Below are 13,956 nucleotides of genomic sequence, written 5' to 3'. Positions count from 1 at the left end.
ATGTCCAAACCCTCCAGATTGACTGTTCACGCTCTGGTCATTCATTGCATGAGGCAGAAGAGATGACAATTCGGGTAATTCTGGCCGACGATCACCCCGCCATCCTTCTGGGTGTACGGCATACGTTAAATGCGGCCGGGGGGATATCCGTAGTGGCAGAGGCATCGGACCCGAAAGTCCTGATGGAGAAGCTGCAAAGCGTGCCGTGCGACGTGCTGGTGACGGATTTCTCCATGCCGTGCGAAGAAAAGCCGGATGGCCTGGTGATGCTCAACAGCATTCACAGCAAGTTCCCGACGGTGCGTGTGGTGGTGCTGACCATGCTTGAGAACCAGGGGCTGCTCAACAGCATGGCGCATGCCGGCGCGCTGGCGATCCTCAACAAACGCTATGAGCTGAGCGTACTCCCCGAAGCCATTGTTGCCGCCTTCCAAGGGCGCCATTACCGCGTCGCGGCTGCGCAGTTGAACCCCAGCCGCCCCGGGGCCGAAGCGCCTGACGGGATACTCGATCACGCACTGAGCTCGCGCGAGTTGGAAGTGGTGCGTTTGTATGTCGGTGGCATGACCTTGACCGAGGTCGCCTTGCACCTGCATCGCAGCATCAAGACCATCAGTACCCAGAAGCAAAGCGCCATGCGCAAGCTTGGGCTGACGAATGACGCGGAGCTCTATGACTATGCGATGAAGCAGGGATTGCGTGCTTGAACGGCCAGGGCTGAGGCTAACAGTGCATGTTGTCGATAAACGTCTGTTTTCCACCTCGAATAGCCGCTGAATCAGAAGATTCCTATATTTGTTTTTTCTACTTGTTATATAGGTTTGGCTGTTTGCTGTGCGCTATGAATCAGAAGATTCTTATATAAATTTCTATTTAAATAAGTCTATAACAACTCTCTTCTCGTATATTCTCTTAATCAGAGAATTCTTATATAAGCACCCGTGCTCCCTCTCTATAGTTGCATCATCCGGTTTGGGATGGATTTAATACAGCGCAGGTCCCTCCAAGGTGCAGCTCCCACGTCTGGGCTTCTGCTGCACTGAAGTTCGAAACCACGATCTGTATAGGTGTGGCACATTTGGCTCTCGTATTTGACGACGCTGTCTTTAACGTTTGACCTGCACTTATAAAGTGCCTTTGTCTAAGTATTTGACAGCACGTTCGCAACGAACTCATACGCCAAGTTCGACGAAGTACCAAGTCTTCAGCACTGCTGGCCACCAACTCCCATTAACCGCTCTGACAACTGATGGCACCTCGTCGAGGTGCAACGGAGCAACTTATGAACAAGTGTTATCGTTTGGTGTGGAATTCGACCCTTCAGGCTTGGACAGTTGCGTGTGAGTTCGCCAAGGCAAAGGGCAAGGCTGGTAGAGGCCTTGCGCTCAAGGCCCTGGTCAGTACTGGCATATTGATCGGAGCGATGGCGGGCGTCGAACCGGCCAATGCCTGGGTTGCGGAGACAGGTACCAGTAGCCCTGCGCTGGATGGCGGCATTGCCAGCAACACCTCCATCAATGGTGGCATTGCGATCGCCACCATGAACGCCATCGCCATGGGGCCCAATGCAACAGCGAGTGGCATCAATGCCTTCGCGGCGGGTATCGGTTCGCTGGCCAGCGGCCGCAGTTCCTATGCCATGGGCGAGGGTGCGCAATCCACAAACACTGACACCATTGCTTTGGGGCACAACGCAGTCGCCAAGAGCGCCAACTCGGCGCACAGCGACATGATCGCCATCGGCCTGAATGCCAACGCGTCGAGCGACCATGCAATAGCCATTGGTACCGCTGCTATCGCGCAGAATTCCAACTCGCTGGCGGTGGGTGCGAACGCCACGGCGAGCGGCGATGCCTCTTCTGCATTTGGCCATAACGCCACCGCCAGCGGCTCCTCCAGCACTGCGCTGGGTCTGGGTTCCACTGCCTCCAAAGGCAGCTCGGTGGCTATTGGTTACCAGTCCAATTCCGCCGCCGACAACTCGTCAGCGATCGGCTATCAGGCCGTTACCTCGGCAACCAGCTCGATTGCCTTCGGTACCAGTGCGAAGGCCCAGACCGGCGCCACCAACGCCATTGCCATTGGTAACGCCGCCTTGGCTTCGACCGGCGCTATCAACGCCATCGCCCTGGGTAACAGTGCGACCTCTGCAGCAACTGGCGCAATGGCCATGGGCAGCAAGTCGCAGGCGAGCGCCACTAATGCCTTGGCTGCGGGTGTCAACGCCCAAGCCGCAACGGCCAGTTCGATTGCAATGGGTTTGAACGCGAAGGTCGACGGTACTGGTACTGATGCCGTTGCCATTGGTAACGGTGCAAACGTCTCGTCGAATGCTGCTGGCTTTGTTGCCATTGGCTCCGGAGCCAGCGCCAAGGGTAACGTCGGTGCAGTGGCAATTGGCCGTAGTACCTTGGTTTGGACCGGCGCTGTGGCAATAGGTGATCAGGCACAGGCGTACAACAATGATGCTGTTTCCATTGGCTCTCGCTCCAGCGCTTCCGGAGGCACCGATACGGTTGCGCTCGGCACTTCGGCAATCGCAGGCTCGCATGGCTCGATGTCGTTGGGCGCTTACAGCACATCCAGCGGTGAGCGCGCGACTGCGTTAGGTGGTTATTCCAATGCAGTGAGTCAGGGCACAGCGCTTGGCTTCTGGGCCAATGCAACGGTCGATTCGGCGGTAGCACTGGGCTTGAGTTCCGTGGCAAGTACTAATGCTGGCGTCGCCGGTTACGACTCTCTGACAAAACTGGCGTCTACCAACGCCAGCCCCACCTGGAAAAGTACGCTGGCCGCTGTGAGCGTCGGTGACGTGGCCACTGGCAAGACTCGCCAGATCAACAGCGTCGCAGCGGGTTCGGTTGATACCGATGCCGTCAACGTGGCTCAGTTGAAGGCCAGTCAGTCTCACTACTACAGCGTCAACGATGGCGGCATGGCAGGCGGTAACTACAACAACGATGGTGCCACTGGTCTGAACGCATTGGCTGCTGGCGTAGGCGCTTCAGCCAGTGAAAACGATAGCGTTGCCATCGGCCATGAAGCCAAGGCCAACTTTGCCGGCGACGTTGCGTTGGGTGCAGGTTCGGTGACTGATGTCACCGTCGGTACTACCGGGGTAGGTTTTGGTGGCCCTTACTACGGCCAGTACTACGGCTTTGCTGGCAGCAACCCTAGCAGTACCGTCAGTGTGGGCTCGATAGGCAATGAGCGGACCATCACCAACGTCGCAGCTGGGCGTATCGCACCAGACAGCACCGATGCAATCAACGGCTCCGAGCTGTTTGCAACCAACAGTGCGCTGAGTGATCTCAGCTACAACGTAAGCAACTTCGCTGGCGACACTTCCTACAGTTACACCTCCTCCAATGGTATCGGTATCCGCTATGCCCGCACTAACGAAGCCGGCCTGTCGCAAAGCGACTCTTCGGCTCAAGGTATGGGTAGCACCGCAGTGGGCTATGAAGCCACGTCGTTGGGTGAAAGCAGCCTGGCGCTGGGCCGTGAGGCGAAGGCAAACAATGCCGATGACGTAGCGCTGGGTGCAGGTTCGGCAACCGATGCTGCGGTAGGCACCGCCGGGGTAAGCATCAAAGGCGAGTACTACGGCTTTGCTGGTAGCGCACCAAGCAGCACCGTGAGTGTCGGCTCGGCAGGCCATGAGCGGACCATCACCCATCTGGCCGCCGGCCGCATCACTGCCAGCAGCACCGATGCCATCAACGGTTCGCAACTGTTTGCGACCAACAGCGCGATCGACAACCTGAACGTCGACGTCGATAACCTCGACAAGGGCTCAGTGAAGTACGACTTCAATGGCGACGGTAGCATCAACTACAACAGCGTGACCCTGAACCCGGGTGGCAGCTCCACCACTATCACTAACGTGGCGGCCGGTGAACTGTCGGCGACCAGCACCGATGCGGTGAACGGTTCGCAGCTGAACGAAACCAACGTGAACGTCACCAACCTTGGCAATACTGTCACCACAATCGGCGACACCATCACCAACATTGCTGGCGATACCACCACCTACAACATCGACAACCACGGTACCGGCATTCGTTACGCCCGCACCAATGAAGCCGGTCTGGTGAAAAGCGACGCTTCGGCCGAAGGCCAGGGCAGCACCGCGGTGGGCTACAACGCCACTTCGCTGGGCGACAGCAGCCTGGCCCTGGGCCGTGAGGCCAGCGCCACCCATGCCAATGACGTGGCACTGGGCGCAGGTTCGGTTACCGCTGCCGCAGTAGGCACTGCCGGTGTGACCATCCGTGGCGATTACTACGGCTTTGCCGGCACCGCGCCAGTCAGCACGGTGAGCGTGGGCTCGGTAGGCCACGAGCGGACCATCACCAATCTGGCGGCGGGTCGTATCGCAGCCACTAGCACGGATGCAATCAACGGTTCGCAGCTGTTCGCAACCAACAAGGCCATCGACAACCTCAACCTCAACGTTGATGTCGTCGACAAGAGCGCGGTGAAGTACGTCACCAATACCGACGGCAGCATCAACTACAACAGCGTGGTCATGGCTGGCGATACTTACAACAGCGTCACCAAAACCGGTGGTACCCGGATCAACAACGTCGCCTACGGTATCGACCCAAGCGATGCGGTGAACGTGCAACAACTGAACGAGGCCACCACCAACATCTACACCAACGGCGTTAAGTACTTCCACGCCAACTCGTCGAAAGTCGATTCGATTGCCGCAGGCAGCGATTCGATCGCCGTCGGCCCTGCTGCGGTCGCCACCGGCACCAGCGCGATTGCGCTAGGTGATGGCGCCTTGGCCCAGGGTAATGGCTCCACCGCCATTGGCCAGGGTGCGGTCGCTAGTGCCGATGGCAGTGTGGCAATCGGTGAAGGCGCAAGCGACAACGGTCGTGGTGCAGAACAGTACACCGGCAAATACTCCGGTGCGCAGAACGCCACTGCCGGTACGGTTTCGATAGGCAATGCGGCAACCGGTGAAACCCGCACCATCAGCAACGTCGCTGATGCCAAAGAGGCAACCGATGGAGTGAACCTGCGCCAGCTCGATGGTGCCGTCGCCCAATCGAATCAGTACACCGACAACTCGATCGGTGTGGTGAACAACAGCATCGTCAACGTGGATAACAAAATTACCCATGTCGACAACCGCGTGACCAAGGTCGAAGGTGACGTCAGCAACATTCAGAACGGCACCGATGGCATGTTCCAGACCAACAACACCAGCAACCTGGCCAAACCTAAACCTACGGGTCATGACGCTGTTGCCGGTGGTGCCGGTGCGGTGGCCTCTGCGGCCAACAGCGTGGCCATCGGTACCAGCGCCAAGGCAACGGCAGACAACTCGGTGGCACTGGGCAACAACTCGGTCGCCGATCGCAGCAACAGCGTATCGGTGGGCAGCGCCGGTGCTGAGCGGCAGATCACCAACGTCGCCGCCGGTACCGCCGATACCGATGCGGTCAACGTGGCGCAGCTCAACAAGAGCGTGGGCGACATCACCAACGTTGCCAATGACTATGCCGACAAGCGTTACAACGAACTGAAGAACGACCTGGATGAGCAGGACGACGTCCTCAGTGCCGGTATCGCCGGTGCCATGGCCATGGCCAGCCTGCCGCAGCCTTATGTGCCGGGTGCAAGCATGGCGTCTGCGGGCGCGAGCACTTTCCGCGGGCAGGGCGCAGTTGCCGTCGGCGTATCGCGCATCTCCGACAACGGCAAGTGGGTGACCAAGCTGCAAGGCAGCACCACGACTCAGGGCGACCTGGGTGTGGCGGTCGGTGTCGGCTACCAGTGGTAACGCTTCGCGCCTGAGCAACAAGGCCTGGCATCCAGCCGGGCCTTTGCAGCCAAATTCGCAACGTTGGAGACAATCATGTTCAAGCCTGACAACGCCTTCACTCGCAGCCTGTTAGCCGGCTGCACCCTGGTCCTGCTGGTCGCCTGTGGCACTACCGTGAGCAACGTGGACAGCAACGGCAAGACCGACACACCGATCTTCAAAACAGTCGAACAAGCCAACCGTCCCGACGGTAGCTATGTGAACCTGGCAAACCTGAGCAAGATTCGCCAAGGCATGGACAAAAAGCAGCTGTTCGAACTGATCGGCCCGCCGCATTACGCCGAAGGCCTGTTCAATGTCCGTGAATGGGATTACGTACTGAAAATCCGCCAGGCCGAAGGCCAGCCGGATAAGGTCTGCCAGTACAAGATCCTCTTTGATGAGCAGATGACGGCCCGCTCGTTCTACTTCAAGCCGGCGAACTGCATAGAGCAATACGATCAAACCGCGCACAGAGACTAAGCTCAGCCAGTGGCCACGGTTCGCATGGGATAGCCAACGAAGGGCCTTGAAGGGACTTGCAGATGAACGCCAGACCGCTAGTGACAGTACTTCTGCTGGGGCTTTTCAGTCTCGGTGGGTGTGACCAAGGCCAGCAAACGCGTAGCGCTAGCGTCCAGCGTCACTGGCTGGATATTCCGGCCCTGCCGATCATCCAGGAAGCGGTGTTTTCCCTGGCGCCCAGCTTCAACGGTCAGCGTAACTCCAGGATCATGGAGCAGGTGTGTGGCCTGGCGAGTGGCGAACTGAGGCAGGAGCAGGTGAACGCCTTTCTGACAAAACAGCAGGTCGACCCTCTGCAGATACCGACGCAAGGCAGCCCGCTTTCGTTGCTGGTAAATGGCGACAAAGCCTCCCAGACCACCGCTTGCGCCGCCCATCTTGCGACTACAGTGCTATCCCCGGTCGATGTTACAGACATCATCAGCTCTGACCAGCAGATCGACAGCACCCGGTTGAACGAGGTGCTGCCGGTGAAAGTGGCCGAGGCGAGGGCAAACGCTGATGTTTTCGCCCTGATTGCGGCAGAGCTGGAGCGTCGCCCGGGGCTGACGGTGTCTGAATACCGTCAGCAAGCTGTCGTGCTGTTCGTACGCCTGGCGCCGACCTATCTGGAGCGGGTCAAGCAGCAACTGCCTTCGGCAAATGTGACCTACAAAGTCACGCAGCTCGATGCTGAGCGTTTTTCGTTCAGCAGTTCGACCGGGGCTTACTATGAGTATTCCGGGGAAGGGCTGGTGCTGCGCCAGAATGGGATTCTCTGGTACGGACAGGGGAGGTTGTTGGGGCGGGAGTATTCGTTGCGAGTGGCTTACTTCCCTGAATCGGTGAATACGTTGCTGGCGCCGGAGGCGAAGTAAAGAAAAGCTGGCATTGCCTGCGATGGGCTGCATAGCAGCCCCCAATTACAGGCGCTCAGTCATACAACCACGGCTTAAGCTCCGTCAGATTCTTCACCACGATCTGCTGCGCCTCAGGTTTCGGGTCCATGTTCTTGTGGTCGATCTGGTAACGCTGCAACACGTATTTGACCAGCGCCCGACGACTGGGAATTTCCAACTGCCCATCGACCATACCGAAGTCAGTCTGAATGATCGCCTTCTGCGCGGCATCCAGGCGAGGATCGGGCTGGATGATCACCGACACCTCAGTGTTCCACACCTCATCAAGCGCAATACCGTGCTCGGTCTTGTCGAGCAGCTCCGGCACCCCGCGAAAGCGGCTGAGGACGAAATCGCGATACTCGCGGTTCTTCTCGCAGTAGGCCCGCACATGCCAGCGCATCCCGGTGTTGACCAGCGTATGCGGGGCAATCAGACGAATCTCGGGCTCAGGATTTTTCAGCGAAACATACTCGGTTTCCAGCCTCAGCCCTTCGCGGCACGCCTTGAGCAGCGGGCGCAGCACCTGCGGGCGAATCGAGCGATCCGGCACTTCCAGCACCTGGGTGTGGGCATACGCCAGCTTCAGCCCCTCGACGTGCTCGGCGCGCTCATTGTTCTGAAACAGCAAGTGCAGATAAGCGCTGGCGCTATCGTCGATAAAGCGCGGCTTGAAGGCTTTCGCCGGGACGTAGCCCTTGAGCTGCTTGTCATATGTCAAGTTTCGGGGCGCATGCTCAGTGATGTAGGTGTTGATGTCTTTCGACGCCTGTTGCCGACTGATACCAAAGCTCTGCATCAAGTGCCCCGTGGTCAGGCGGCCTTCCCACCAGGCTACGGTTTCAATCAAACGATAGCGAAGTGCCAGGTCCCAACGAACCTGGGCGATGGATTGTGTGCGCTTCATGACCCCTCCATGTGAGCCATAACTTTACCTGTATAAGTCTACAATCTAGACCTGTAATCAAACGCTACATATCGTGTTGCTGGCATCAGGGAAAATTGACCCTGCGAGGAGCAACAGGAAATGGGCATGAACGAATGGATTGCAGTAGGAGCGTTGGGGCTTATCGGAGTGATTTTGCTGGTGCTGCTGTTGCAGTACATGCGCCTGCGGGAGATCTGGCAGCGGCTCAGCAACTGCCGTGAGGCGCTGCGCTGGGCGCGGATCTGGGAGAGTGAGAATCGGGAGTTGAAGCGCAGTTTGCGGGCGGAGCGCGCACAACTTGAAGAGTTGAAACGGCAGTTGGTTTGCCTGCAGGATTCTTGAGGATGGAACGACTCTGGGATGTCAGGCATTAAAAAGCCGGCTTGTGGCCGGCTCCTAGGGGACGGTCTTGGCTAATTTATGGTAAGCCGCAACCGCCTTAAAATCGTTGCTCCGGCGCTGGGGCCGGGAGGTGGCGACAGGCAGTGTGTGCCGCGCCAGGCCCGCTGGCGTGCTATGCAGCCGGGGCGAAATGTGCGGCGTAGCATACTGGCTCTTACGCCGGATGCCCAGCAAAAAATCACCCGCAGCCGCTCACACCGGGCGGCTGTCGCGCAAGTGCCCCCACCAGAACACCCAACCCAGTACGCTCAGCTTCTGGCTCTTGAGTTGCGCCGGGCTGTAGGTTTCGGTGGGGTGTTCGTCGCTGTCGTGGCTGTGCAGGCGCAAGCTACCGTTGGCGCGCTGGCTGAGGCTGTGGATGCGTAAGCGGCCATTGTGCAGCAGGGCGTAGAGTTCGCCTTCGACGATGTGGGTCAGGCTGCAGTCGACGGCCAGGGTGCTGCCGCGTGGCAGCAAGGGGCTCATATTGTTGGACGGCATGCTCAGGCACAGGGCCCGGTCCGGGTCGACCCCAAGGGCGTCGAGGGCGCGGTGGGGCAGGTGCAGGTAGCGCTCGGCTATGGGTTTGAGTTGCCGCGATTGCATGCTGTGGAAGGGTAGCTGGCTGTCATCGGGGCTGTTGGCGGCGAGCAGGCTGGGTTCTGGCGGTTCTGTGCCAGGTTTGCGCAGCGCGGCGTTGAGGCGCGGCAAGGGGTTGGGGTGTTTGGGGCCTTCGCCGGTTCGCAGCCATTTGCTGCATACGCACAGCAATTCGGCGATTTCATCGAGGCGGGCCAGGGGCACGCCGCGCTTGAACCAATTGTTGACGTGCTGCGGCGTAACTTTGCGCTGCGCGGCAAAATCGGAAGGCGAGAGGCTGCACTCGTGCAGCAGGGTTTTGAGACGATCACCGGACGTATTCATGAGGTCCGAGTCTAGTGGCCTGTTGCACACAGGGAAATAAACGCGAGGTTCATTTTCAGGGCAGGAAAACGCCCGGTTTTACAGGCATTGCCTAGGACTGCGTAGGAGGTTTCACGCCAAATAATTTCAGCCTGAATGGCTTTCGGAACTATCCTACGCACGCTGCCGCCTTTTCGCTGTTGTTGAGAAGATGCATCGGGGCTAATTTCCTAGGGTCGTCATTTTGGCGACCGGGCGTGAGAAACCCGATGACATTAAAGCAGTCACGTTATGGCGGCTGTGCGCGGGCAGACTTCGGTCTGGCCGAGTTTCCTATGTCCTCGGTTTCTCACCCCGCGTACGGCTGCCACCCTAATCTCGTGAGAAGGATTGAGGTGGAGGCTCCTGAATCGACTGGGAGTTAAACCATGAAAAAGATTGTTCCCGACCCTCCGCTTTCCTCGAAATCTGTCCCCCTCGTTACAACCCCTTATTTTTCCATCCACAGCGACCTGATCCCCCCAGACTCCCTGGCCTTCGCCAGCGAACTCCTGCGCGGTATCCACGAAACCACTGACGAATTCTGCCGTGCCCACTTCAATGAGCCGGGGCAGGGCATGCTGGTCAATGTGCTGCATTCGGCCGAGATGGCCAGGGCGTTGGTCGAGCATGCGCTATCTAGGCTGCAAGCCGAGCGAGTTGATGACGTGGGGTTGGGACTGAAAACGACCTGAGCGTTGTAGGAACCACTGTGGGAGCGGATATATTGGCTCCCACGACTTCAAGTAGTTGCCAGGTATCATGGAATCTCCTACAAGTTCAGCATTCCCATGCCAGGCCCGGATGCCATGCCCCACATTCTCATTGTCGAAGACGAAGCGGCCATTGCCGACACCCTGATTTTTGCTTTGCAGGGTGATGGTCACAGTACCGAGTGGGTGACCCTGGGCAGCGCTGCGCTCGATCAGCAGCGTCGGCGGCCAGCCGACCTGATCATTCTCGATATCGGCCTGCCGGATATCAGCGGCTTTGAAACTTGCCGCCAACTGCGGCGTTTCAGTGATGTGCCGGTGATGTTCCTCAGTGCCCGCGACGGTGAAATCGATCGCGTGGTGGGCCTGGAAATCGGTGCTGACGACTACGTGGTCAAACCCTTCAGCCCGCGTGAAGTCGCCGCCCGGGTACGTGCGATCCTCAAGCGTATGGCGCCGCGCGCCGAGCCGGTGAGCAGCGCGCCGATGTTGTTTCAGGTCGATACCCTGCGCATGCAGATCAGTTATCGCGGCCAGTCCTTGAGCCTGACCCGACACGAATTCCGCCTGTTGCAGAGTCTGCTTGAGCAACCCGAGCGGGTGTTCAGCCGCGAGCAGTTGCTCGATGCTGTCGGCGTGGCAGCCGACGCCGGTTATGAGCGCAGCATCGACAGCCATATCAAGAGTCTGCGCGCCAAGCTGCGCCAGGTGGCCGCCACTGCCGAGCCGATCCAGACCCACCGTGGCCTGGGTTACAGCTACAGCCCGAGTCACAGCTGATGCGCCTGGGCATCCGCATATTCCTGGTGTACTTCCTGTTTGTCGGGCTGACCGGCTACTTTATTCTCAGCACCGTGCGTGAAGAGATCCGTCCCGGTGTGCGTCAGTCCACCGAAGAAACTCTGGTCGACACCGCCAACCTGCTTGCCGAGATCCTTCACGATGACGTCAAGGCCGGCACCCTCGGCCAGAGCCGCTTGCCGCAGCTGCTGCGCGCCTACGGCCAGCGTCAGCCGAATGCCGATATCTGGGGACTGTCGAAGAATCAGGTCAACCATCGTATCTATGTCACCGATGCCAAGGGTAGGGTCCTGCTCGACTCCAGCGGTGTGGCGGTGGGCCAGGACTACTCACGTTGGAACGATGTCTACCTGACGTTGCGCGGTGAGTATGGCGCGCGTTCAACCCGTAGCGACCCGGATGATCCTGAGTCGTCAGTGATGCACGTGGCAGCACCGATTCTCGATGAAGGCAAGATCATCGGCGTGGTCACAGTGGCCAAACCGAACAAGTCCCTGCAGCCGTATATCGATCGCTCCGAACGGCGTTTGCTGTACCTGGGGTTGGGCCTGATCGGTCTGGGCTTGCTGGTCGGTGCTGCACTGTCGTGGTGGCTGGCACGTTCGCTGCGGCGCCTGACTCACTACGCCCAGGCCGTCAGTGAGGGTGAGCGTACCGCACTGCCGCACTATCGCGGTGGTGAGTTGGGGCAACTGGCGGCGGCGGTGGAACGCATGCGCACCCAGTTGGAAGGCAAGGACTATGTAGAGCGCTATGTGCACACCCTGACCCATGAGCTGAAGAGTCCGCTGGCGGCCATCCGCGGCGCCTCTGAGCTGCTTCAGGGGCCAATGCCGGAGGCGCAGCGCCAGCGCTTTGCCGACAACATCGAGAGCGAAAGCGCGCGCATGCAACAGTTGATCGAGCGCCTGCTCAACCTGGCGCAGGTCGAACAGCTACAAACGCTGGAAGAACAGCAGAACGTGTCGTTGGCGGCCTTGGTCGACGAACTGTTGCTGGCCCAGAGCGCACGGATCGAAAGCAATCGCTTGCAGGTGCGTCAACGGGTGCCGGCCAGCACGCGGCTGCTGTGTGAGCCGTTCCTCATGCGCCAGGCCATCGCCAACTTGCTGGACAACGCCCTGGACTTCACCCCGCCCGGCGGCATGCTGCTGTTCGAGCTGGAGAAGCAGGGCGCTCGTGTGGCCTTGAGCCTGTTCAACCAGGGCGAGGCGATTCCCGACTATGCCCTGGGGCGGGTGAGCGAGCGCTTCTACTCGCTACCGCGGCCCTTCAGCGGGCGCAAGAGCACCGGGCTGGGCCTGAACTTTGTCGAAGAAGTGATGCAGCTGCACGGCGGCTCGCTGCAAGTGGCCAACGTTGAAGACGGTGTGCGCGTGCGTTTGTGGTTACCGGCCAAGCGCCTGGTGTGAAACTTCACAGACTCTGCACACAGGCTCCACATACGTCCCCAAGGGCTCCATTTTGATTGCGCAGACTCTGCCAATCGAAACCGGAGTCCTGCCCTATGAACCGAACCTTGAGTATCAAACTTGGCACCATCGCGTTGCTGATCGTGCTGTTGCTGATCCCGCTGCTGATGATCGGCGGCCTGATTGGCGAGCGTCAGCAGCTGCGTGACAACGTCGTCCAGGACATCGCCCAGAGCGCCAGCTTCAGCCAGCAGATCAGCGGCCCGGTGCTGGTGGTGCCGTACCGCAAGACCGAGCGGCGCTGGAAGACCGATAACGGCAACACCTACCAGGAAAGTAAACAAGTCAGCGGTCACCTGTACTTCCTGCCAGAAACCTTCGAGTTGAAGTCTGGCATCGACACCGAACTGCGCTCGCGCGGGATCTACCAGACGCGCCTGTTTCACGCCAACAACCACATCAGTGGCGAATTCAAGGTGCCGGCGCAGTGGGGCATTACTGAAGATTTTGAGGACTATCGCTTCGACCCGGCTTTTCTCGCGGTCGGCATCAGTGATATCCGCGGCATCGAAAAAGGTGTGCAACTGCAGTTCAACGATCAGCGCCTGGACTTTCAGGCAGGCACTAGCCTGAGCTGGTTGGGCGGTGGTGTGCATGTGGTCTTGAACACGCTCGACGGCAAGGCTGAAACCCGCTTCGATTACGCCTTCGACCTTAGCTTGCAGGGTACCGGCCAGCTGCATGTGCTGCCGGTCGGTCGCAGCTCCAGTGTCAGCATGGCAGCCAACTGGCCACACCCGAGTTTTGTCGGTAACTACTTGCCCAGCAGCCGCAAGATCGACGCGGCCGGTTTCTCGGCGAATTGGCAAACGTCGTTCTTTTCCACCAACCTGGAAGACGCCATGAGCCAGTGTGTGGTCAACGCCAACTGCGAGGATTTCCGTGCTCGGGCCTTCGGTGTCAGTTTCGTCGACCCGGTGGATCAGTACCTCAAGAGTGAGCGGGCGATCAAATATGCGCTGTTGTTCATTGCCCTGACCTTTGCAGGCTTCTTTCTCTTCGAGATCCTCAAGAACCTCAGCGTGCACCCGATCCAGTACGCCCTGGTGGGGGCGGCGCTGGCGTTGTTCTACCTGCTGTTGCTGTCGTTGTCCGAGCACCTGGGCTTTGGCCTGGCCTATCTGCTGTCTGCCGGGGGCTGTGTGCTGCTGATCGGCTTCTACCTGTGCCATGTGCTGCATAGCCTGTTGCGCGCCACGAGCTTTGCGCTGGGACTGGCGGTGCTCTACGGCATGCTCTATGGCCTGCTCAGCGCCGAGGACTATGCCTTGCTGATGGGCTCGCTGTTGCTGTTCGGGTTGTTGGGTGTGTTCATGGTCCTGACCCGGCGTCTGGACTGGTACAGCGTTGGCCCGGGGAAACTGCAATGAGTGGCTTGCGCGAAGAGCGGCGGGTGGGGGCGGTGCTGGCGAGGCGGATTGAGCGCTGGCTTCATCGCGGGGCAAGCCCGCTCCCCCCAGGGGAAAGGGGGGGGGAGGGTTGTCTCCCGACGAAG

General features: G+C 59.3%; 11 protein-coding genes. 9 read left to right on the top strand and 2 right to left on the bottom strand.

Annotated features, from left to right (window positions below; all coding sequences use genetic code 11):
* Positions 1–62: 62 nt before the first annotated feature.
* The 4 genes from ACO6VD_RS19200 (at position 63) to ACO6VD_RS19185 (ending at position 7,203) form a co-directional block, all read left to right on the top strand.
* Complete coding sequence (locus tag ACO6VD_RS19200) at positions 63–707, top strand: response regulator (protein ID WP_422421331.1); 645 nt, start codon at positions 63–65, stop codon at positions 705–707.
* 575 nt (positions 708–1,282) lie between these two features.
* Entirely contained in the window at positions 1,283–5,800 is a 4,518-nt protein-coding gene (locus ACO6VD_RS19195; RefSeq protein WP_422421330.1) for a YadA-like family protein, read from the top strand.
* Between the two features lie 75 nt (positions 5,801–5,875).
* Positions 5,876–6,304, top strand: coding sequence for an outer membrane protein assembly factor BamE (locus ACO6VD_RS19190; RefSeq protein ID WP_422421328.1), 429 nt, complete (start codon positions 5,876–5,878; stop codon positions 6,302–6,304).
* Positions 6,305–6,360: 56 nt separating this feature from the next.
* Positions 6,361–7,203, top strand: coding sequence for a hypothetical protein (locus ACO6VD_RS19185; RefSeq protein WP_422421327.1), 843 nt, complete (start codon positions 6,361–6,363; stop codon positions 7,201–7,203).
* 55 nt (positions 7,204–7,258) lie between these two features.
* On the opposite strand, the gene ACO6VD_RS19180 is transcribed toward ACO6VD_RS19185, so the two are convergent.
* Positions 7,259–8,131, bottom strand: coding sequence for a WYL domain-containing protein (locus ACO6VD_RS19180; RefSeq protein ID WP_422421326.1), 873 nt, complete (start codon positions 8,129–8,131; stop codon positions 7,259–7,261).
* A gap of 126 nt (positions 8,132–8,257) precedes the next feature.
* On the opposite strand from ACO6VD_RS19180, the gene ACO6VD_RS19175 reads away from it, so the two are divergent.
* The gene (locus tag ACO6VD_RS19175; RefSeq protein ID WP_422421324.1) at positions 8,258–8,494 is read left to right on the top strand and encodes a hypothetical protein; all 237 of its coding nucleotides are present in this window, start codon (positions 8,258–8,260) and stop codon (positions 8,492–8,494) included.
* 252 nt (positions 8,495–8,746) lie between these two features.
* Here ACO6VD_RS19175 and ACO6VD_RS19170 read toward each other — a convergent pair whose 3' ends face one another.
* Positions 8,747–9,457 (bottom strand): LexA family transcriptional regulator, encoded by a 711-nt coding sequence (locus tag ACO6VD_RS19170; protein ID WP_422421323.1) that lies wholly within the window; start codon positions 9,455–9,457, stop codon positions 8,747–8,749.
* 407 nt (positions 9,458–9,864) lie between these two features.
* Between ACO6VD_RS19170 and ACO6VD_RS19165 the strand changes: the two genes are divergently transcribed.
* From ACO6VD_RS19165 to creD, 4 genes are all read left to right on the top strand, one after another.
* Positions 9,865–10,170, top strand: a complete 306-nt coding sequence (locus ACO6VD_RS19165; protein ID WP_422421322.1) for a hypothetical protein — start codon at positions 9,865–9,867, stop codon at positions 10,168–10,170.
* Between the two features lie 114 nt (positions 10,171–10,284).
* Positions 10,285–10,968, top strand: a complete 684-nt coding sequence (gene creB, locus ACO6VD_RS19160; protein WP_422421320.1) for a two-component system response regulator CreB — start codon at positions 10,285–10,287, stop codon at positions 10,966–10,968.
* A complete protein-coding gene (creC, locus tag ACO6VD_RS19155; protein ID WP_422421318.1) occupies positions 10,968–12,401 on the top strand; it encodes a two-component system sensor histidine kinase CreC in 1,434 nt (477 codons plus the stop codon). The genes creB and creC overlap by 1 nt, the downstream gene beginning before the upstream one ends.
* 95 nt (positions 12,402–12,496) lie before the next feature.
* On the top strand, positions 12,497–13,831 hold the full coding sequence (gene creD, locus ACO6VD_RS19150) for a cell envelope integrity protein CreD (RefSeq protein WP_422421316.1): 1,335 nt from the start codon (positions 12,497–12,499) through the stop codon (positions 13,829–13,831).
* The last annotated feature ends 125 nt before the right edge of the window (positions 13,832–13,956 follow it).

This window comes from Pseudomonas sp. GZD-222, from assembly GCF_049310525.1.
GTDB lineage: Bacteria > Pseudomonadota > Gammaproteobacteria > Pseudomonadales > Pseudomonadaceae > Aquipseudomonas.
This window is presented reverse-complemented; position numbering and strand designations above follow the sequence as displayed.

What these genes read in the sequence shown, in the direction of transcription:
- creB (WP_422421320.1), top strand. Translation starts at nt 10,285, where the DNA reads ATGCCCCACATTCTCATTGTCGAAGACGAAGCGGCCATTGCCGACACC.
- ACO6VD_RS19175 (WP_422421324.1), top strand. Translation starts at nt 8,258, where the DNA reads ATGAACGAATGGATTGCAGTAGGAGCGTTGGGGCTTATCGGAGTGATT.
- creC (WP_422421318.1), top strand. Translation starts at nt 10,968, where the DNA reads ATGCGCCTGGGCATCCGCATATTCCTGGTGTACTTCCTGTTTGTCGGG.
- ACO6VD_RS19195 (WP_422421330.1), top strand. Translation starts at nt 1,283, where the DNA reads ATGAACAAGTGTTATCGTTTGGTGTGGAATTCGACCCTTCAGGCTTGG.
- ACO6VD_RS19180 (WP_422421326.1), bottom strand. Translation starts at nt 8,131, where the DNA reads ATGAAGCGCACACAATCCATCGCCCAGGTTCGTTGGGACCTGGCACTT.
- ACO6VD_RS19165 (WP_422421322.1), top strand. Translation starts at nt 9,865, where the DNA reads ATGAAAAAGATTGTTCCCGACCCTCCGCTTTCCTCGAAATCTGTCCCC.
- ACO6VD_RS19200 (WP_422421331.1), top strand. Translation starts at nt 63, where the DNA reads ATGACAATTCGGGTAATTCTGGCCGACGATCACCCCGCCATCCTTCTG.
- ACO6VD_RS19190 (WP_422421328.1), top strand. Translation starts at nt 5,876, where the DNA reads ATGTTCAAGCCTGACAACGCCTTCACTCGCAGCCTGTTAGCCGGCTGC.
- creD (WP_422421316.1), top strand. Translation starts at nt 12,497, where the DNA reads ATGAACCGAACCTTGAGTATCAAACTTGGCACCATCGCGTTGCTGATC.
- ACO6VD_RS19170 (WP_422421323.1), bottom strand. Translation starts at nt 9,457, where the DNA reads ATGAATACGTCCGGTGATCGTCTCAAAACCCTGCTGCACGAGTGCAGC.